Here is an 18,522-nt window from a genome sequence, read left to right as displayed (position 1 = left end):
GGACGACGTGGCTCGTTGACGGGATCAAGCCTCGTCTCCAAGGGGGGTCGGCCACATCGGGAGAGTTCCCGATCTTTGCCCGCGGGCGGTGCTTAGAAACCGGCCCGCGGGGACCTCAGGAGCCGCCGCGGTCCTTAGGCACCGGGCGCGGCACCCTTAGGAATGCTGGGCATGCTCCCGAACAGGTCGAGGTACATGCCGGCGGAGATCAGGATCCCCAGCACGGCGAGCGCCAGCCCGCCCCATGCGACGGCCCGCACCCAGCCGGCGCGCGGCCGGCTCAGCACCACCGCGGCGACGATCCCGGCCAGCAGCGCGAAGACGCCGTTGACCAGGGCGGTGGTGTGCCAGGGGGTGCCGTACATGGCGGAGATCTGGTCGGTGGCCTGGTGCGTCTGGAGCTTGATCTGCCCCATCAGCGTCTGCCGCTCGGCCATCAGCGTGCCGAGCCAGGTGCCGGTGACGGACGCCAGCCCGAGCCCCGCCGCGACGACGGCGCCGGCCCCGGCGGCGACCCCGGTAGCGGGCCGCGCGGAGGCGTGGTCCGCCTCCGTGTCACCGAGGTCGGCGGTGTCGTCCTCCGCCTCGGCGTCACTGGACTCGTCCTGTTCGGCGAGGATCGCGTTCTCGTCGGTCCGCTCGTCGGCCTTGGCGCTCGCCTTGGCCGCCGCCTCCGCCTCCGTGGTCTCCGGGAGCGCTGCGGTCTCCGTGGCCGCACCACCCGCCTGCGCGGGCACGGTCTCGTCGTCGGTTCGCTTCTCGGTCGTCCTGGTCGTTCCCATGGGCGCGACCGTAGGTGCCGCGTCTGAGAGCGAGATGAGAAGACCGGAAGACCGGCACTGACCTGGGGAAATGTCCGCGGCGCGGGGCGTCGGACGGCGTGTCGAGGGGGTGCGCCGCACGGTCGGCACCGGGCGGACGGCCGCCGCCTCCGCCCTGCCGGCAGTCACTGACGGCACAGTAGGGACATGAATGCAGACAACAGCGACATTCTGCCCCGGGCGCGCGCGGTGACCAGGCTGCCGGCCCAGGACCTGGACCGGGCGCGGCGCTTCTACGCCGAGCGGCTCGGCCTGGAACCCGTCGACGAACGGCCCGGCGGGCTGCTGTACCGGACCGGAGGGACGGAGTTCGTCGTGTTCCGGTCGGCGGGCGCCGCGTCCGGCACCTGTACGCAGATGGCGTGGGAGGTCGACGACATCGAGGCGGCCGTCTCGGCGCTCAAGCGGCGCGGCGTGGTGTTCGAGGACGTCGAGCTGCCGGGGCTGCTGGGCGGCGGGCGGACGCAGGACGGGATCGTCGAGGTCGTGGGGAACTACCCGAGCACGGGCGCGCGGGGTGCGCGCGGCGCCTGGTTCCGTGACAGCGAGGGCAACTTGCTCGCCCTCGACGCACCCGTCAGGTGACCGGCGCGCGCAACGGTAATGGCTAGGCCCCCACCAGGGGCCTGTCCCCCTCCCGGGGGCCGGGCGGGACCGGCGCGTCCTGCGGCTCCGGCGGCGGTTCGATGCTGATCCGGGGCAGCCACCGGTCCAGCCAGGACGGCAGCCACCAGTTGGCGCCGCCCAGCATGTGCATCAGCGCCGGGACCAGCAGCGTACGGAGTACGAAGGCGTCCAGCGCGACCGCGGAGGCCAGCCCGATCCCGAACATCGCGATCGTCCGGTCACCGCTCAGCACGAAGGCCGCGAACACCGCGATCATGATGACCGCCGCCGAGTTGATCACCCGGCTGGTCTCGGCCAGGCCGACCCGTACCGCCCGGCAGTTGTCGCGGGTCAGCTGCCACTCCTCGTACATCCGCGAGACCAGGAACACCTGGTAGTCCATGGACAGGCCGAAGAGCACCGACACCATGATGACCGGCAGGAACGGCTCGATCGGCCCGGCACTGCCCAGCCCGAGCAGCTCGCTGCCCCACCCCCACTGGAAGACCGCGACCACGACGCCGAAGGCCGAGGCGACCGCCGCGACGTTCATCAGCGCCGCCTTGAGGGGGATGCCGATGCTGCGGAAGGCGAGCAGCAGCAGGATCGACCCGAGCGCCACGACGACACCGATGAACAGCGGCAGCTTGCCGACGATCACCGACGCGAAGTCGTCATAGCTCGCGGTGACCCCGCCGACCCGCACCTGCAGCGTGGTCCCGTCCGCAGCCTTCGGCAAGACCTCGCTACGCAGTCGTTCCACCAGGTCAGAGGTCTGTCGCGACTGCGGGGAGCTGTCCGGTACGACGGTGATCACGCCGGTGCTGCGGCTCCCGTCGAACTCCGGGCCGCCGACCTGGGCGACGCCGGGGGTGTGCCGCAGCCGCTGCGGCAGCTTGTCGAAGGCGATCCGGTCGCCGGGGCCGTCGAGGGTGCCGACGAGGGTCAGCGGCCCGTTGAACCCGGGCCCGAAGCCACTTCCGTGACCGTCGCCGGTCCGCTCCCCCGCCAGCAGGTCGTACGCCTTGCGGGTCGTCGACGTGGCCGGGTTGTTGCCCTGGTCCGAGGTCCCCAGATGCAGGCCGAAGGTGGGCAGCGCGAGGGTCAGCATGACGGCGCCCGCGGCCACCCCCAGCAGCTTCGGGTGCCGCTCCACGAATCCGGACCAACGGGCGGCGATCCCCGCGTGACGCTCCGGCCCCGGTCCCTGCTCCGCCAGCCGCCGCCGCTCCCGCCGCCCGAGCGCCCGCATCCCGATCACGCCGAGCAACGCCGGCAGCAGGGTCACGGACGCGGCGACGGTCAGCACGACCGTGAGCGAGGCGGCCAGCGCGACGCCGTTGAGGAAGCTCAGCCGCAGGACCAGCATCCCCAGCAGCGCGATGCACACCGTCGCCCCGGCGAAGACGACGGCCCGCCCGGAGACCGACACCGCGCGCTCGGCGGCCTCCTGGACGGGCAGCCCCGCCCGGAGCCCCTTCCGGTGCCGGGTCACGATGAACAACGCGTAGTCGATGCCGACCCCGAGTCCGATCAGACTGCCGAGCATCGGTGCGAAGTCGGCGACGGTCATCGCATGACTGAGCAGCGCGATCCCGGCCGAGGCCGTCCCGACCGCGGCCACCGCGGTGACGATCGGCAGAAACGTCGCGGCGAGCGACCCGAAGGCGAGGAACAGCACCACGGCCGCCGCGCCCAGCCCGATCATCTCCGGCAGCTGCGCCCGCGGCGCCTCGGCCAGCGCGATCCCGGCGCCGCCCAGCTCGACCTGCAGCCCGTCCCCGTTGGCTGCCCGCGCGGTCTCGACGACCTTGCGGACCTGCGCCACGCCCAGTTCCTCGGTGGGCCGGTCGAACACGACCGCGGCATAAGCGGTACGCCCGTCCCTGCTGATCTGCCGCGCACCCTGCGCCCCGCCGACGTCCGTCTTGGCATGCCTGCCGTAGGGCCCGTGCACCTCGGCGACGCCCGGCAGCCGAGCGACCTCCCCCAGCGTCCGCCGCATGGTCTTCTCGACCGCGCCGGCCCGCACCGTCCCGCGATCCGTGTGCCACACGATCGTGTCGCTGTCCCCGGACTGCCCGGGGAAAGCCTTCGCCAGCAGCGCGCCGGCCTGCCCGGACTCGGTCCCCGGCACCTCGTAGTCATTCGAGTACGCGGCGCCGCTCACCCCGGCGGCCACCGCGACGCCCGCGAAGGCGGCAAGCCAGAGAACGATCACCACGATGCGGCGCCTGAGACACCACCGAGCCAGAGCCGTCACGGTCCTCGACTGCTTCCCGGGTTGTGCGTCGATAACTCCCGGGTACGGGTGGTGCCGAGCGCGGACGAACGGGTACAGAGGCCCTCGCCACCTACCGATCAGGCAGGCGGCCCCGGGCCCTCATCAGAGCAGGGTGACACCCCGAAAAGATCCTTTGCCCCCTTTGTGGCCTTCACCACACACAACCCGGAAAAGGAGCCTCGCGCCCGGATCACCCATGGTCAGCCACCCGCCGGCACCTGCACCTCGGCCCGGATCCTGCTCGCGTCATCGGCGAACGCCTGGAGGTCGATCGACCGCGGGTCCTTCCCCAGATCGGCAGCATCCGTCTCCGCGACACTGACCGTCGTGCTGAAGGTCCCCCACACACAGAACGGCAGCGTGATCTTCTGCCCTGCCGTGCTCTTCACCTCCACCCCGCACGAGAGCGGGTCCCCGCCACCGCTCGGCGTGAACTTCTTGTCGCTCACGACGACGTCGACGTCCGGAGAGCTCGACAACCCATGGATCATGCGGTTGACGCCCTCCTCGGGGTCATCGATGGTGCCGTAGATCCCCATCATCACCAATGACTTGGTCCCGCCGGTGTACTGACCGCCCGCCGAACGCATCCCGTGCGCGTTCACTCCGTCATGGGGCACCTGGCCGTCCGCCATGCTGGAGATGTCCTTGGCCAGCGAGTACTTCCCGCCGACCAGCGACTGCGGCACCGTGATCTTGTACTTCGGCCCGGCGGACTGCTTGCTCCCGCCCCCGCTGCCGCCGCCCCCGAGAACCACGGCCGACGCCACACCACCCAGGACCAGGACCCCCACCACCGCCCCGACAATCCCCAAGACCTTCCCCGTATTGCTCTTGGGCGCCGGCGGCGGCTGCGGCACCATCCCCGGCCCGCCGTACCCGTACGGAACCTGCTGCGGCACCCCGTACGGCCCCTGCGGCGGCGCTCCATAGGGACCCTGCGGACCGTACGGCCCTGGCGGCACCTGCCCACCCGGCCCCTGCGGCGGATAACCCCCCGGCTGCCCGTCCTGCGGCACACCCGACGGCACACCACCGAATCCGTTGTTCGCCTGCTGCGGCGTATTCACTTACCGACCTCGGTCTCTTCCATGCCAGTTGTCGGCCTACTTTGGCATACCGCACCGACAACGGAACCGGCCTGGCATGCAAGGCAGTTGAGCGGTCGCACCCTGGCCGGGGCGCGGCGGGGACGGGTCGGCTCCGTACCCGAACTCGGTCTTGTCGCGCCCCTTGACCGGCCCATTGGTCTGAACCATTCTGTGGCCAGGGTCGGACCGGTGTCGGATCGGTGTCCGGAGCGGTGTTCGGGCCGGCCCTCGTTGCGGTGGCCACCGTCTCGTGCAGTTCTGCCCGGGTTTCGGGCTCCCCCTCTTCGGCACTGGAGACAGGTATGCCTCGTACCGCGCTCACCCGACCGTCGCGCCACAGACGCCTGTTCGGCGGGCTGCTGGCCGTACTCGCCACCGCCGCGGTCACCACGACCGCCACCCTCACTCCGGCTTCGGCCTCTCCGGTCCCTCCGGCCTCTGCAGCCACAGGCGCGGCAGCGGCCGACGTCAATGTGGCCAAGAACGCCGGGTATGAGGCCGGGCTGAGCAACTGGACCTGTTCGGCGGGCAGTGGCAGCACCGTGGGCTCGCCCGTGCACGGGGGCGTCGCCGCGCTGAAGGCCACGCCCAGCGCGTCGGACAACGCCACCTGCTCGCAGGTCGTCGCCGTCAAGCCCGGTGCGACGTACCGGCTCAGCGCGTACGTGCAGGGCTCGTACGTCTATCTGGGCGCGTCGGGTACCGGGACCACGGACGTCTCGACATGGACTCCGTCCGCCACCGACTGGCAGCAGCTCGCGACCACGTTCACCACCGGCCCCGCCACCACCTCCGTCACCGTTTACACCCATGGGTGGTACGGGCAACCCGCCTATCTGGCCGACGACTTCACCGTCTTCGGGCCCGATGGTGGGGGCGGCACCGACCCCGGTCCCGGAGTGCCGGCGTCCCCCGGTGGTCTGGCCGCCGGCGCCGTGACGTCGTCGTCGGTCGCGCTGTCCTGGAACCCGGTCGCCGGCGCCACCGGTTACACCGTCTACCGCGACGGAGCCAAGGACCGCACGGTGAGCGGCACCTCGGCCACCGTCACGGGGCTGTCCCCCGCCACCGCCTACCGCTTCCAGGTGACCGCCGGCAACGCGGCCGGGGAATCCGCACGGTCGGCGGAGGTGTCCGCGACCACCGCGCCGTCCGGCGGCGGCACCGACCCCGTCGTCCCCAAGCACGCGGTCACCGGCTACTGGCAGAACTTCAACAACGGCGCCACCGTCCAGAAGATCAGTGACGTGCCGGGCCAGTACGACATCATCGCGGTCGCCTTCGCCGACGCCACGACCACGCCCGGTGCCGTCACCTTCAACCTCGACTCGGCCGGTCTCGGCGGCTACACCGTCGACCAGTTCAAGGCCGACATCAAGGCCAAGCAGGCGGCCGGCAAGTCGGTCGTCCTCTCCGTCGGCGGCGAGAAGGGCACCGTTTCCGTCAACGACTCCGCCTCGGCCGCCAACTTCGCCGACAGCGTCTACGCCCTCATGCAGCAGTACGGCTTCAACGGCGTCGACATCGACCTGGAAAACGGGCTCAACCCCACCTATATGACGCAGGCGCTGCGCTCCCTCTCCCAGAAGGCGGGCGGGAAACTCGTCCTCACGATGGCGCCGCAGACCATCGACATGCAGTCGACGTCGGGCGGCTACTTCCGGACCGCGCTGAACGTCAAGGACATCCTCACCGTCGTCAACATGCAGTACTACAACAGCGGTTCCATGCTGGGGTGCGACGGCAAGGTGTACTCCCAGGGGTCGGTCGACTTCCTCACCGCGCTGGCCTGCATCCAACTGGAGGGCGGCCTCGACCCCTCGCAGGTGGGCCTCGGGCTGCCCGCCTCCACGCGTGGCGCGGGCAGCGGCTATGTCGCGCCGGGCGTCGTCAACGCGGCCCTGGACTGCCTCACCAAGGGCACTGGTTGCGGCTCCTTCAAGCCCGCGAAGACGTACCCCGGCCTGCGGGGCGCCATGACCTGGTCCACCAACTGGGACGCGGCGAACGGCAATGCCTGGTCGAACGCGGTCGGCCCGCACGTCCACGGGCTGCCGTAGCCCTTTTCGTAGCCGCGGCACCCGCCCCGCACGTGCTTACCCGCCCCTGCCCCGCCCTCGTCCCGGGCGTACGGGTGCGGGTGCCCGCGGCACACCCGGACCCATCGTCTACAGTCTTGTAGACGATGGGTCCGGGCGGTGACCAGCTATCACGCGTGGTCGGCTGACCGGCGCCCGACATGCAGAGGGTTGCCGACACGGCGCACCGCGCCGGGAGGGCGGACAGGACGATGGCGCAGTCGAGCAGCGAGGCGCTGGCACGGCCCGTGCACGGGGAGCGGTCCCGCACCCCCGTGCCTCAGGTCGGAAACGGACCGGGCTGGAGCAAGGTACCTCAGGTCACGGCCCTGTTCTGGGGGGTGAAGGTACTCACCACAGGCATGGGCGAGACGGCCTCGGACTACCTCGGCCGGACGCTCGGGCCGATCCCGGCCGGCAGCCTCGGGCTGGCCGGCCTGGTGGCCCTGCTGGTCCTCCAGTTCCGGACCACCCGTTACCGGCCCTGGGTCTACTGGTCCGCCATCGTCATGGTCAGTGTCTTCGGCACCATGGCCGCCGATGTCGTGCACGTCGTGGCCGGCATCCCCTACCCGGTCTCGGTCATCGCCTTCTCGCTCGGACTGGCCGCGCTGCTGACCGTCTGGTACGCGTCCGAGGGAACGCTGTCCATCCACAGCATCCGCACCCGCCGCCGCGAGACGTTCTACTGGGCGACGGTGCTCGCCACCTTCGCCCTCGGCACCGCGGTCGGCGACCTCACCGCGGGCACCCTGCACTGGGGCTATCTGGCCTCCGGCCTCCTGTTCACGGCCCTCATCGCGGTGCCCGCACTGTCCGGACGCTTCCTCGGGCTCAACGCCGTCGCCGCCTTCTGGTGGGCGTACGTGCTGACCCGTCCGCTCGGTGCCTCCTTCGCCGACTGGATGGGCGTCTCCACCGCCCGCGGCGGCCTCGGCTGGGGGACGGGTCCGGTCACGCTGGCGCTCGTCGTGCCGATCGTGCTGCTCGTGGGCTACCTGGCGATCAGTCACAAGGACACCCCGTCCGGGCAGCCGGCGGGTACCGCCCCCAGGACTCAGGACCCGGTCAACGCCGGTGCCAGCGCACGGAGTTGATCGAGGCCCAGGTCGCCGTCCGCGGCGAGCGGCTGGAGGGCCACGTGGTCGGCGCCCGCGTCGAGGTGTTCCTGTACGCGGCGCCGGACGGCGTCCACGTCGCCCCAGGCCACGAGCGCGTCGACCAGCCGGTCGCTGCCGCCGCCGGTGAAGTCGTCGTCGTCGAAGCCGAACCGGCGCAGATTGCCGACGTAGTTGGGCAGCTCCAGGTAGAACCGCGTGTGGGCGCGGGCGGCGGCGCGGGCCTTCGCCGGGTCGGTCTCCAGCACGACGGCCTGTTCGGGGGCGAGCAGCGGGCCGTCCCCGAGGATCTCGCGGGCGCGGGCCGTGTGGTCCGTGGGCACGAGGTACGGGTGGGCGCCGGCCGCCCGGTCCCGGGCCAGCTCCAGCATCTTCGGGCCCAGTGCCGCCAGCACCCGGGCCGGCGGTGGTTCGGCCACCGGGCCCTCGTACGGGGCCGCGTCCATCCCGTCGAGGTAGTCCCGCATCGCGGCGAGCGGCTTGGCGTACGTGTGGCCGCGCAGGCTGACGATCGGCGCGTGGCTGGCACCCAGGCCGAGCAGGAAACGGCCGTCGTACGCCTCCGCGAGGGTGTGCGTGGCGCCGTTCGCGGCGGCGGCGTCCCGGCCCCAGATGTTGGCGATGCCGGTGGCGACGGTGATCCGCTCGGTGGCGGCGAGCAGCAGCGCCGCGTGGCTGAACGCCTCCTTGGTGCCGGGCCCTTCGCCGAACCACAGTGCGCCGTAACCGAGTTGCTCGATCTCGGCGGCCGCCCGGCGGGCGGTGGCGGCCGGGATCCGGCCGAGCCCGCCGTGCCAGACGCCGATCCGGCCGATCCGCGACGCAAGAGCCTGCTGCTGCACCGTTCCTCCACTGGCTGAGGGGCGGCCCGCCCGCGCGCGCGAAGGGGCCCGTCATCGATCAGAGCACGGCGGGCCGTCCTGGCATTCCGCACCGGGCCGATCGGGTGAGACGGGGGCGGGCCCCGGTACGCCGAAGCGGCCGCCCTTCCGTGGGAAGGACGGCCGCTTCGGCGGGAACCGGGTGTCAGCCCTCGACGCCCAGCTTCTCCAGGATCAGCTCACGGACGCGCGCCGCGTCCGCCTGGCCACGGGTGGCCTTCATGACCGCGCCGACCAGCGCGCCGGCCGCAGCCACCTTGCCGCCACGGATCTTGTCGGCGATGCCGGCGTTGGCGGCGATCGCCTCGTCCACGGCCGTGCCCAGCGCGCCCTCGTCGGAGACGACCTTGAGGCCGCGCTTCTCGACGACGGTGTCCGGGTCGCCCTCGCCGGCCAGCACGCCCTCGATGGTCTGGCGGGCCAGCTTGTCGTTGAGGGAGCCCTCGGCGACCAGCTGCGCGACCCGCGCGACGTCCTTCGGGGTGATCGGCAGGGCCGCCAGCTCGACGCCGTCCTCGTTGGCACGACGGGCCAGCTCGCCCATCCACCACTTACGGGCCGCGGCGGCGTCCGCACCGGCCTCGACGGTGGCCACGATCAGGTCGACCGCGCCCGCGTTGAGGATCGACTGCATGTCGTGCTCGCTGATGCCCCACTCCTCGCGGAGCCGGTTGCGGCGCACCCGGGGAAGCTCGGGCAGACCGGCCCGCAGCTCCTCGACCCACTCGCGGGAGGGCGCCACCGGGACCAGGTCGGGCTCGGGGAAGTAGCGGTAGTCCTCCGCCTCCTCCTTGATCCGGCCGGGCGTCGTGGAGCCGTCCTCCTCGTGGAAGTGACGGGTCTCCTGGACGATCGTGCCGCCGGAGGAGAGCACGGCGGCGTGCCGCTGGATCTCGAACCGGGCGGCCCGCTCGACGGAGCGCAGCGAGTTGACGTTCTTCGTCTCCGAGCGCGTACCGAACTTCTCGGTGCCGTGGGGACGCAGCGAGAGGTTGACGTCGCAGCGCATCTGGCCCTGCTCCATCCGGGCCTCGGAGACGCCGAGCGCCTTGATGAGCTCGCGCAGCTCGGCGACGTACGCCTTGGCGACCTCGGGGGCGCGCTCGCCGGCGCCCTCGATCGGCTTGGTGACGATCTCGATGAGCGGGATGCCGGCGCGGTTGTAGTCCAGCAGGGAGTGCCGGGCGCCGTGGATGCGGCCGGTGGCGCCGCCGACGTGCGTCGACTTGCCGGTGTCCTCCTCCATGTGGGCGCGCTCGATGTGCACCCGGAAGATCTCCCCGTCCTCCAGCTGTACGTCGAGGTAGCCGTCGAAGGCGATCGGCTCGTCGTACTGGGAGGTCTGGAAGTTCTTCGGCATGTCCGGATAGAAGTAGTTCTTCCGGGCGAAGCGGCACCATTCGGCGATGGAGCAGTTCAGCGCCAGGCCGATCTTGATCGCGGACTCGACGCCGATCGCGTTGACGACCGGCAGCGAGCCGGGCATGCCCAGGCAGGTGGGGCAGGTCTGCGAGTTGGCGTCCGCGCCGAGAGCCGTGGAACACCCGCAGAACATCTTGGTCTTGGTGCCGAGCTCGACATGGACCTCCAGGCCCATGACGGGGTCGTACGTCGCGAGGGCGTCCTCGTACGACACCAGGTCAGTGACAGTCACGGTGAAACAATCCCTCTCAGCCCAGCAGGACGTCGTCGTCGCCCAGGCGCTTCAGTTCGCGGTAGAGGATCGCCAGGCCGGTGACGATCGCCGCGGCCGAAACGGCGGCGTCGATCAGGCGGAGCGTGTCGTTCTCCTTGCGGGCCAGCTTGGCCTGCTTGGCGACGCTGATGGCGCCGAACGCGGTGCTGCCGATGGACAGGTACAGGCCGGACTTGGACTTCTTGAAGTTCTTGGCCTTCTTGGTCATGGCGGTCACAGTGCAGGTGCCTCCTCGAGCAGCGGGTGGCCCCACTTGCCGGTGAACGCGGCCTCGACCGCGGCACCGACCTTGTAGAGCCGGTCGTCGGCCATGGCAGGGGCGATGATCTGCAGGCCCACCGGCAGCCCGTCCTCGGGGGCCAGGCCGCAGGGCAGCGACATGGCCGCGTTGCCTGCCAGGTTGGTGGGGATCGTGCACAGGTCGGCGAGGTACATCGCCATCGGGTCGTCGGCCCGCTCACCGATCGGGAAGGCGGTGGTCGGCGTGGTCGGCGAAACGATCACGTCGACCCGCTCGAATGCCTTCTCGAAGTCGCGGGTGATCAGCGTCCGCACCTTCTGGGCGGAGCCGTAGTACGCGTCGTAGTAGCCCGACGACAGCGCGTACGTGCCGAGCATGATGCGGCGCTTGACCTCGGGGCCGAAGCCGGCCTCGCGGGTCAGGGCGGTGACGTCCTCGGCGGACTTCGTGCCGTCGTCGCCGACCCGCAGGCCGTAGCGCATGGCGTCGAAGCGGGCCAGGTTGGAGGAGCACTCGGACGGCGCGATCAGGTAGTACGCCGCGAGCGCCAGGTCGAAGGACGGGCAGTCCAGCTCGACGATCTCGGCGCCCAGCTCCTTGAGCAGCTCGACGGACTCGTCGAAGCGCTGCAGGACACCGGCCTGGTAGCCCTCGCCGCGGAACTGCTTGACGACGCCGACCCGCATGCCCTCGACGCTGCCGTTGCGGGCCGCCTCGACGACCGCCGGGACGGGCGCGTCGATGGAGGTGGAGTCCAGCGGGTCGTGGCCGGCGATCACCTCGTGCAGCAGCGCCGCGTCCAGGACCGTACGGGCGCAGGGTCCGCCCTGGTCCAGGGAGGACGAGAAGGCGACCATGCCGTAGCGGGAGACGCCGCCGTAGGTGGGCTTGACGCCGACGGTGCCGGTGACGGCGGCGGGCTGGCGGATGGAGCCGCCGGTGTCCGTGCCGATGGCGAGCGGGGCCTGGAAGGAGGCGAGCGCGGCGGAGGAGCCGCCGCCGGAGCCGCCGGGGATCTTGGTCAGGTCCCAGGGGTTGCCGGTCGGGCCGTAGGCGCTGTTCTCCGTCGAGGACCCCATGGCGAACTCGTCCATGTTGGTCTTGCCGAGGATCACCACGTCGGCGGCCTTGAGCTTCTTGGTGAGCGTGGCGTCGTACGGCGGGAGCCAGCCCTCAAGGATCTTGGAGCCGACGGTGGTGGGGATCCCCTCCGTCGTGAAGATGTCCTTGAGCGCGAGCGGGACGCCGGCCAGCGGGCCGAGCTTCTCGCCGCGCGCCCGCTTCTCGTCCACGGCACGGGCCTGGGCGAGCGCGCCCTCACGGTCGACGTGCAGGAAGGCGTTCACCTTCTCGTCGACGGCCTCGATGCGGGCCAGGTGGGCCTCGGTCACCTCGACTGCGGTGAGCTCGCCGGAGGCGATCTTCGACGCGATCTCGGCAGCGGTGAGCTTGATCAGGTCTGCCATGTCGGTCACTCCTCCCCCAGGATCTGCGGCACCTTGAAACGCTGCTGCTCCTGGGCCGGGGCGCCGGACAGCGCCTGCTCGGGGGTCAGCGACGGACGGACCTCGTCCGGCCGCATGACGTTGGTCAGGGGCAGCGGGTGGGAGGTCGGCGGTACGTCTTGGTCGGCGACCTCGGAGACGCGGGCGACCGCGCCGATGATGTCGTCGAGCTGCGTGGCGAAGTGATCGAGCTCTTCGGCCTTCAGCTCCAGACGTGCCAGCCGGGCGAGGTGGGCGACCTCCTCGCGCGTGATGCCAGGCATGCAGCGATCCTCTGCTGGTTCTCGGAGTGTTCTTGGCTGTAGCTGTATATGCGGCCCCAATCCTATTGCGTACCGCAGCGGAATCGCGCAGGGCTTTCCCGCGGGGGCACCCGGGCCCGCCGCAGGCCGCCGGCGCCCGGGGCCGGCCGGCGGTCGCCGGATGACGGGCCGGGCCGGTGCTCCCCGCCGGCGGGTCGGCCTACGTTTCGCCGGCCCCGGGATCGTCGGCCTCGGGATCGTCGGCTTCGGGATCGTCGCGGGCAGGCTCGGTGGGCGCATCTCTCCGGCCGGGCGGGAGCTGCGGCGCCGGGTGGGGTGTCGGGTCCTCCGTAGGGGCGTCGACGTCGGATTCGGGGTGTTCGTCGGAGCGGGGACACGGGACGGCCGGTGGCCGGGTCAGTTCAGGACCTGTCCCGAAGGGCGCTCAGCTGCCTTCTCCGCCGCCAGGGCGGCCGTCTCCGACTCGCGGTGCCAACCGCGCTCGCCGCGGGCCCTCAGCCAGGCCGTGGTCTCGTCCGGTGGCATCGCGGCCGCCACCAGCCAGCCCTGTACGGCGTCACAGCCGAGGTCGCGCAGCCGCTCCCAGGTCTCGTCGTCCTCGACGCCTTCGGCGACGACCAGGAGGCCGAGGGAGTGGGCGAGGTCCAGGGTGCAGCGGACGATCTCGGCGTCCTCCGTGTCGACGGCGAGCCGGGCCACGAAGGAACGGTCGATCTTCAATTCGCTGACCGGGAGGCGCCGCAGGTGGACCAGGGAGGAGTAGCCGGTCCCGAAGTCGTCGAGCGACATCTTCACGCCGTGGGCGGTGAGCGCGGCGAGGGTGTCGGCGGCCCGCTGCGGGTCCTCCAGGAGGACGTGCTCGGTTATCTCCAGTTGGAGCGCGCCCGGTGGGACGCGATGTCGGGCGAGCCGGGCGGCGACGGCGCCGGCGAAGCCCGGGGAGTGCACATCGCGCGGGGAGACGTTGACGGCGACCGGCACCTCAAGGCCCATCCCCCGCCAGCGCGCCACCTGGGCGAGCGCCGTCTCCAGGACGTACTCGGTGAGCCGGGGCATCAGGCCGGAGGACTCGGCGATGGCGATGAACTCGTCCGGTGGTACCCGTCCGCGGTCCGGGTGCACCCAGCGGACCAGTGCCTCCAGGCCGGCGACATGTCCGTCGAAGCCCACTTTGGGCTGGTAGTGCAGCTCGACGTCGCCGGCGTCCAGGGCCCGCCGCAGATCACCCAACAGGCCGAGCCGGTCGGGGGTGTTGCCGTCCCGCTTGGCCTCGTAGAGCTCGACGCCGCTGCGGTCCCGCTTGGCCTGGTACATCGCCACATCGGCGCGGCGCAGCAGCCCTTCGGCGTCCAGGGCGTGGTCGGGGAAGACAGCGACCCCCGCGCTGGCTTCCAGCACGAGGGTCAGTCCGTCGAGGTCCAGGGGGGAGCCGAGGGCCGCGACGAGGTTGCGGGCCACCCGCTGGGCGCTGGTGAGGGAGTCGGCGGTGGGCAGCAGGACGGCGAACTCGTCGCCGCCGAGCCGGGCCGCCTCGGCGCCGCGCGGGAGGGCGTGCCGCAGGCGGTCGGCGATCTGGAGCAGCAGCCGGTCGCCGGCGAGGTGGCCGAGGGTGTCGTTGACCGAACGGAAGCGGTCCAGGTCGATGAGGACCAGCGCCGAGCGGACGCCGACGCGTTCGGCCTCGTCCAGCGCGGTCCAGGTGCGTTCCAGCAGCCACTGGCGGTTGGGCAGCCCGGTGAGCGGATCGCGCAGCTGCTCCTCCGCGCGGGCCCGGGCTATCCACAGGGTGGAGTCCAGCGCGATCAGCGGGACCGCGAACAGCGGCAGCAGCAGCGGGGCGTGGACGGCGCAGACGGCGATCAGCGGGGAGATGCCGAGCAGCGCGATGCCGACGAGTGCCTGGCGTACGACGGCCGTTCGGGGAATGGCGGGCAGTGTGCCGCTGCGCGGGGTGAGGCTGATCCACAACAGGCCGCGGCTGACGATGAGGTAGCCGGCGGCGGTGACCAGGACTTCGGGCAGGACGGTCAGGTCCCATGCCCTGGGCGTCCACGGGTGGCGAACGCTGGAGACCACGCCGAACGCGGCCAGGCCCAGCGCCGCGGCGCCGATGCCGAGGACGTCCACCGCGCCGTGCACCACGGCCTGTCGCCAGCGGTGCCGGCGGGCGGCCCCGACGAGGACGACGACCGAGAGGCTGACGAGGGTGGCCGGCACCCAGCCGTGGAGCAGCAGGACGGCGAGGGCGAGCGCGGCCCCCGAGCCCGTGCCGCCCCACCAGCGGTCGCGGCCCAACGCGACCAGGTGGCCGACGATGACGCCGGTGAGGATCGCCAGCGACCATCCCACGGACCCCCCGGGGAACAGCGCGTCACCTTCGCCGAGGGTCCGGATCACGCCCGTGGCGAGCGCGAGGCTCGCCACGGTGACGATGGTCGCGGGCAGCGCGGGCACGACGAGCCGCCGGAGCCGCGACGCCGGAGCGGCGCTGTCGGTCGGTTTCATTCCGATCCCTCTCACAGCCGGCTGTGCCCGCGCCACGGCAGGCGCACCCCTCAAGGTTAGGCCGCGGAAGGCCGCCACGGGCAGCGATCGGCGACGGTTGCCCGAATGCGACCCGGCGTCCGGGATCAATCTGGTATGCGCCGATGGGGTGACACCTCACTCCTCCTCAGGCGGAGTGACAGCTACCGCTCGTGCCGCCTCGGGACCCTGTTCCAGCAGCACTGCAAAGCCGTCATCGTCCAGGACGGGGACCTTCAACTGCATGGCCTTGTCGTACTTCGAGCCGGGGTTGTCGCCCACCACTACGAAACCGGTCTTCTTCGAAACGGAACCGGTCACCTTCGCTCCGAGCTTCTGGAGGGCCTCTTTCGCGCCATCTCTGGTGTGTGACTGAAGTGTGCCCGTTACGACGACGGTGACGCCTTCCAGCGTGCGCGGTCCCTCTTCACCCGTTTGCTCCTCCTCCGTCCGGACACCGGCGGCCCGCCACTTCTCGATGATCTGCTGGTGCCAGTCGACGGCGAACCACTGCTTCAACGAGGCGGCGATGGTGGGGCCGACGCCGTCCACGGCGGCCAGCTCCGCCTCGTCCGCGTCCCGGATGCGGTCGATGGAGCGGAACTCCCGCGCCAGCGCCTCGGCCGCCACCGGGCCCACGTGCCGGATCGACAGACCGGTCAGGATCCGGGCGAGCGGGCGCGCCTTGGCCGCCTGGATGTTCTCCAGCATCGCCAGGGCGTTCTTCTTCGGTTCGCCCTTCTGGTTCGCGAAGAAGGTGACGATCTTCTCCTCACCGGTCTTGGGATCGCGCTTGGGCAGACCGGAGTCGGGGTCGAGCACATAGGACTTGATGGGCAGCAGCTGCTCGATGGAGAGGCCGAAAAGATCCCCTTCGTCCTTCAGCGGCGGCTCGGCCGGCTCCAGCGGCTGGCTCAGGGCGGTGGCCGCGACATAGCCGAAGTTCTCGATGTCCAGGCACTTGCGCCCGGCCAGATAGAACAGCCGCTCGCGGATCTGGGCGGGGCAGGAACGGGCGTTGGGGCATCGCAGGTCGATGTCGCCCTCCTTGGCGGGCTGCAGCGCCGTCCCGCACTCGGGGCACTCCGCCGGCATCACGAACTCCCGCTCGCTGCCGTCCCGCAGATCGACGACCGGCCCCAGGATCTCCGGAATGACGTCACCGGCCTTGCGGATCACCACGGTGTCCCCGATGAACACGCCCTTGGCCTTGACCACGTCCTGGTTGTGCAGGGTCGCGAACTCCACCTCGGACCCCGCCACCGTCACCGGATGGACCACGGCGTACGGCGTGACCCGGCCCGTGCGCCCGACGCCGACGCGGATGTCGACCAGCTTGGTGTTGACCTCCTCCGGCGGGTACTTCCAGGCGATCGCCCAGCGCGGCGCCCGGGAGGTGGAGCCCAGCCGTCCCTGGAGCCGGATCTCGTCCAGCTTGACGACGACACCGTCGATCTCGTGCTCCACGGCCGTGCGGCGGGTGTCGGCGTCGCCGTAGTGCGCGATGAAGTCCCGCACCTCCGCCAGGGAATCGACGACCCTGTTGTGCGTGGCCGTCGGCAGGCCCCACTCCTTGAGCAGGTCGTACGCCTCCGAGAGGCGGCCGATCTCCAGGCCGTCGCGGGCGCCGAGGCCGTGCACGACCATGTGCAGCGGGCGGCCGGCGGTGACCTTGGGGTCCTTCTGGCGCAGCGAACCGGCCGCGGCGTTACGGGGGTTGGCGAACGGCGGCTTCCCGTCGGCGACCAGCCGCTCGTTGAGTTCGAGGAACTTCTCCATCGGGAAGTAGACCTCGCCGCGCACCTCGACCAGGTCCGGGACCCGGTCGCCCTTGAGGCGCTGCGGGATCTCGGTGATGGTGCGGACGTTGGGCGTGATGTCCTCGCCCGTCCGGCCGTCGCCCCGGGTGGCGGCGCGGGTCAGCCGGCCCTTCTCGTAGGTGAGGTTGACGGCGAGGCCGTCGACCTTCAGCTCGCACAGGAAGTGGTACCCGGCGCTCCTGGGGTCGCCGCCCAGCTCACCGGCGAGGCGCTCGGCCCAGGCCGCCAGCTCCTCGTCGTCGAAGGCGTTGTCGAGCGAGAGCATCCGCTCGCGGTGCTCGACCTCGGTGAAGTCCGTGGCGTACGCGCCGGCGACCTTCTGGGTCGGCGAGTCCGGGGTGCGCAGCTCGGGGTACTGCTCCTCCAGGGCCTCCAGCGACCGCAGCAGCTTGTCGAACTCCGCATCGCTGACGATCGGGGCGTCCTTCACGTAATAGCGGAAGCGGTGCTCCTCGATCTGCTCAGCGAGCTGCGCGTGCTCCTCCCGCGCCGCCGCGGGCACCGTGGACTCCGCTGCGTGCTGTTCGCCAGCCACCGTCATTCCTCCCGTTGTCCTCGAGTGCGGTCACTCAGGGTTGTCTGCGAGTGATCTCGCCGCCCGGACGCAGTGGGCGAGAACCGAACGGGCATAGCCGGGCGAAGCGCCCGCCAGCCCGCACGAAGGGGTGATGACCACGGACTCGCTGAGAGTCCCCGGCGTCAGCCCCAGCCTGCGCCACAGCGTCCTGACACCCATGACGCTACCGGCAGGGTCTGACAATCGGCCGTCCACGCCCGGCACCACGCCCGCGAACAGCGCCGTACCGCCTTCGACCGCCTCGCCGATCGCCTCCTCCTCACGCTCGGTGAGCAGCGCGAAATCGAACGAGATGCCCGTGACGCCGGACCGCCGCAGCAGCGCGAACGGCACCTCGGGCGCGCAGGAGTGGACGACCACGGGGCCGCCGTCCGCGACCGCGACGAGATCACGCAGCGCGCCCTCGACGACCGCGCGGTCCACGGCCCGGTGGGTGCGGTAGCCGCTCGCGCTCTTCACCCGCCCCTGCAGCACCGCGGTCAGCGACGGCTCGTCGAGCTGCAGCACGACCTGGGCGCCCGGTACCCGCCGCCGTACGTCGGCGAGATGGCCGCGCAGCCCCTCCGCCAGGGACCCCGCGAGGTCCCGGCAGGCCCCGGGGTCGCTGAGGGCCGCCTCGCCGTTGCGCAGTTCCAGGGCGGTGGCCAGGGTCCACGGGCCGACGGCGGAGACCTTCAGCGGCCCCTCGTATCCCTGGGTGAACTCCTCCAGGGCGTCGAGGTCCTCGCCGAGCCAGGAGTGGGCGCGCCGGGTGTCGCGGCCGGGCCGGTCGCTGATCCGCCAGCCGCTCGGCTCCACATGGCCGTAGACCTCGACGAGCATCCCGAGGGTGCGTCCGATCATGTCGGCGCCGGGCCCCCGGGCCGGGAGCTCCGGCAGATACGGGAAGGTCTCCAGCGATCCGGTGACGGTCTTCGCCGCCTCGCGCGCATCGCCGCCCGGCATCGACCCGATGCCGGTCGCGGCGCCCGCGGGCCACTTCTGCGTGCTGTTCTCGCTCACCCAGGAAGGGTATGCG

14 protein-coding genes are annotated in these 18,522 nt (G+C 71.6%); 3 read left to right on the top strand and 11 right to left on the bottom strand.

The features are described 5' to 3' along the window. Positions 1-134 precede the first annotated feature (134 nt). Positions 135-782, bottom strand: a complete 648-nt coding sequence (locus OO62_RS09520) for a hypothetical protein (protein WP_033266832.1) — start codon at positions 780-782, stop codon at positions 135-137. Between the two features lie 186 nt (positions 783-968). Between OO62_RS09520 and OO62_RS09515 the strand changes: the two genes are divergently transcribed. After that, positions 969-1,406, top strand: a complete 438-nt coding sequence (locus OO62_RS09515) for a VOC family protein (protein ID WP_033266831.1) — start codon at positions 969-971, stop codon at positions 1,404-1,406. 22 nt (positions 1,407-1,428) lie between these two features. Here the strand turns inward: OO62_RS09515 and OO62_RS09510 are convergent, their stop codons facing one another. Both OO62_RS09510 and OO62_RS09505 read right to left on the bottom strand, forming a co-directional pair. Next, entirely contained in the window at positions 1,429-3,690 is a 2,262-nt protein-coding gene (locus OO62_RS09510; protein ID WP_033266830.1) for an MMPL family transporter, read from the bottom strand. A 221-nt stretch (positions 3,691-3,911) separates the two neighbouring features. After that, positions 3,912-4,526 (bottom strand): hypothetical protein, encoded by a 615-nt coding sequence (locus OO62_RS09505; RefSeq protein WP_129322871.1) that lies wholly within the window; start codon positions 4,524-4,526, stop codon positions 3,912-3,914. Between the two features lie 578 nt (positions 4,527-5,104). Here OO62_RS09505 and OO62_RS09500 point away from each other — a divergent pair. Next, positions 5,105-6,862 (top strand): chitinase, encoded by a 1,758-nt coding sequence (locus tag OO62_RS09500; protein ID WP_033266828.1) that lies wholly within the window; start codon positions 5,105-5,107, stop codon positions 6,860-6,862. Between the two features lie 230 nt (positions 6,863-7,092). Further along, positions 7,093-7,977: a COG4705 family protein gene (locus tag OO62_RS09495; RefSeq protein WP_063738990.1), complete on the top strand. Its 885-nt coding sequence runs from the start codon at positions 7,093-7,095 to the stop codon at positions 7,975-7,977. Here OO62_RS09495 and OO62_RS09490 read toward each other — a convergent pair. From OO62_RS09490 to OO62_RS09455, 8 genes are all read right to left on the bottom strand, one after another. Then, positions 7,938-8,840 (bottom strand): LLM class F420-dependent oxidoreductase, encoded by a 903-nt coding sequence (locus tag OO62_RS09490; RefSeq protein ID WP_033266827.1) that lies wholly within the window; start codon positions 8,838-8,840, stop codon positions 7,938-7,940. The two genes, OO62_RS09495 and OO62_RS09490, sit on opposite strands and share 40 nt — an antisense overlap. A 184-nt stretch (positions 8,841-9,024) precedes the next feature. Further along, positions 9,025-10,533, bottom strand: a complete 1,509-nt coding sequence (gene gatB / locus OO62_RS09485) for an Asp-tRNA(Asn)/Glu-tRNA(Gln) amidotransferase subunit GatB (protein ID WP_033266826.1) — start codon at positions 10,531-10,533, stop codon at positions 9,025-9,027. A gap of 16 nt (positions 10,534-10,549) precedes the next feature. After that, positions 10,550-10,783: a hypothetical protein gene (locus OO62_RS09480; RefSeq protein WP_033266953.1), complete on the bottom strand. Its 234-nt coding sequence runs from the start codon at positions 10,781-10,783 to the stop codon at positions 10,550-10,552. Between the two features lie 5 nt (positions 10,784-10,788). Then, complete coding sequence (gene gatA, locus OO62_RS09475) at positions 10,789-12,282, bottom strand: Asp-tRNA(Asn)/Glu-tRNA(Gln) amidotransferase subunit GatA (protein ID WP_033266825.1); 1,494 nt, start codon at positions 12,280-12,282, stop codon at positions 10,789-10,791. 5 nt (positions 12,283-12,287) lie between these two features. Then, positions 12,288-12,584 (bottom strand): Asp-tRNA(Asn)/Glu-tRNA(Gln) amidotransferase subunit GatC, encoded by a 297-nt coding sequence (gene gatC / locus OO62_RS09470; RefSeq protein ID WP_033266824.1) that lies wholly within the window; start codon positions 12,582-12,584, stop codon positions 12,288-12,290. 396 nt (positions 12,585-12,980) lie between these two features. Further along, positions 12,981-15,089, bottom strand: coding sequence for a putative bifunctional diguanylate cyclase/phosphodiesterase (locus OO62_RS09465; protein WP_033266823.1), 2,109 nt, complete (start codon positions 15,087-15,089; stop codon positions 12,981-12,983). Between the two features lie 156 nt (positions 15,090-15,245). Continuing rightward, complete coding sequence (gene ligA, locus OO62_RS09460) at positions 15,246-17,462, bottom strand: NAD-dependent DNA ligase LigA (protein WP_033266952.1); 2,217 nt, start codon at positions 17,460-17,462, stop codon at positions 15,246-15,248. A gap of 30 nt (positions 17,463-17,492) precedes the next feature. Next, positions 17,493-18,506 carry a methionine synthase gene (locus OO62_RS09455; protein WP_033266822.1) on the bottom strand — a complete coding sequence of 338 codons (1,014 nt, stop codon included), beginning with the start codon at positions 18,504-18,506 and terminating at the stop codon, positions 17,493-17,495. Positions 18,507-18,522 lie beyond the last annotated feature (16 nt).

Origin of the sequence: Streptomyces lydicus, from assembly GCF_000717345.1 — a bacterium.
Taxonomy (GTDB): domain Bacteria; phylum Actinomycetota; class Actinomycetes; order Streptomycetales; family Streptomycetaceae; genus Streptomyces; species Streptomyces lydicus.
Note: the sequence above shows the minus strand (reverse complement) of the source record. Positions and strands in the feature narration are given on the sequence as shown.

Excerpts from the sequence above, each read along its gene's own strand:
- gatA (WP_033266825.1), bottom strand. The coding sequence starts at position 12,282 with ATGGCAGACCTGATCAAGCTCACCGCTGCCGAGATCGCGTCGAAGATC.
- OO62_RS09515 (WP_033266831.1), top strand. The coding sequence starts at position 969 with ATGAATGCAGACAACAGCGACATTCTGCCCCGGGCGCGCGCGGTGACC.
- OO62_RS09520 (WP_033266832.1), bottom strand. The coding sequence starts at position 782 with ATGGGAACGACCAGGACGACCGAGAAGCGAACCGACGACGAGACCGTG.
- OO62_RS09465 (WP_033266823.1), bottom strand. The coding sequence starts at position 15,089 with ATGAAACCGACCGACAGCGCCGCTCCGGCGTCGCGGCTCCGGCGGCTC.
- OO62_RS09480 (WP_033266953.1), bottom strand. The coding sequence starts at position 10,783 with ATGACCAAGAAGGCCAAGAACTTCAAGAAGTCCAAGTCCGGCCTGTAC.
- gatC (WP_033266824.1), bottom strand. The coding sequence starts at position 12,584 with ATGCCTGGCATCACGCGCGAGGAGGTCGCCCACCTCGCCCGGCTGGCA.
- OO62_RS09500 (WP_033266828.1), top strand. The coding sequence starts at position 5,105 with ATGCCTCGTACCGCGCTCACCCGACCGTCGCGCCACAGACGCCTGTTC.
- OO62_RS09495 (WP_063738990.1), top strand. The coding sequence starts at position 7,093 with ATGGCGCAGTCGAGCAGCGAGGCGCTGGCACGGCCCGTGCACGGGGAG.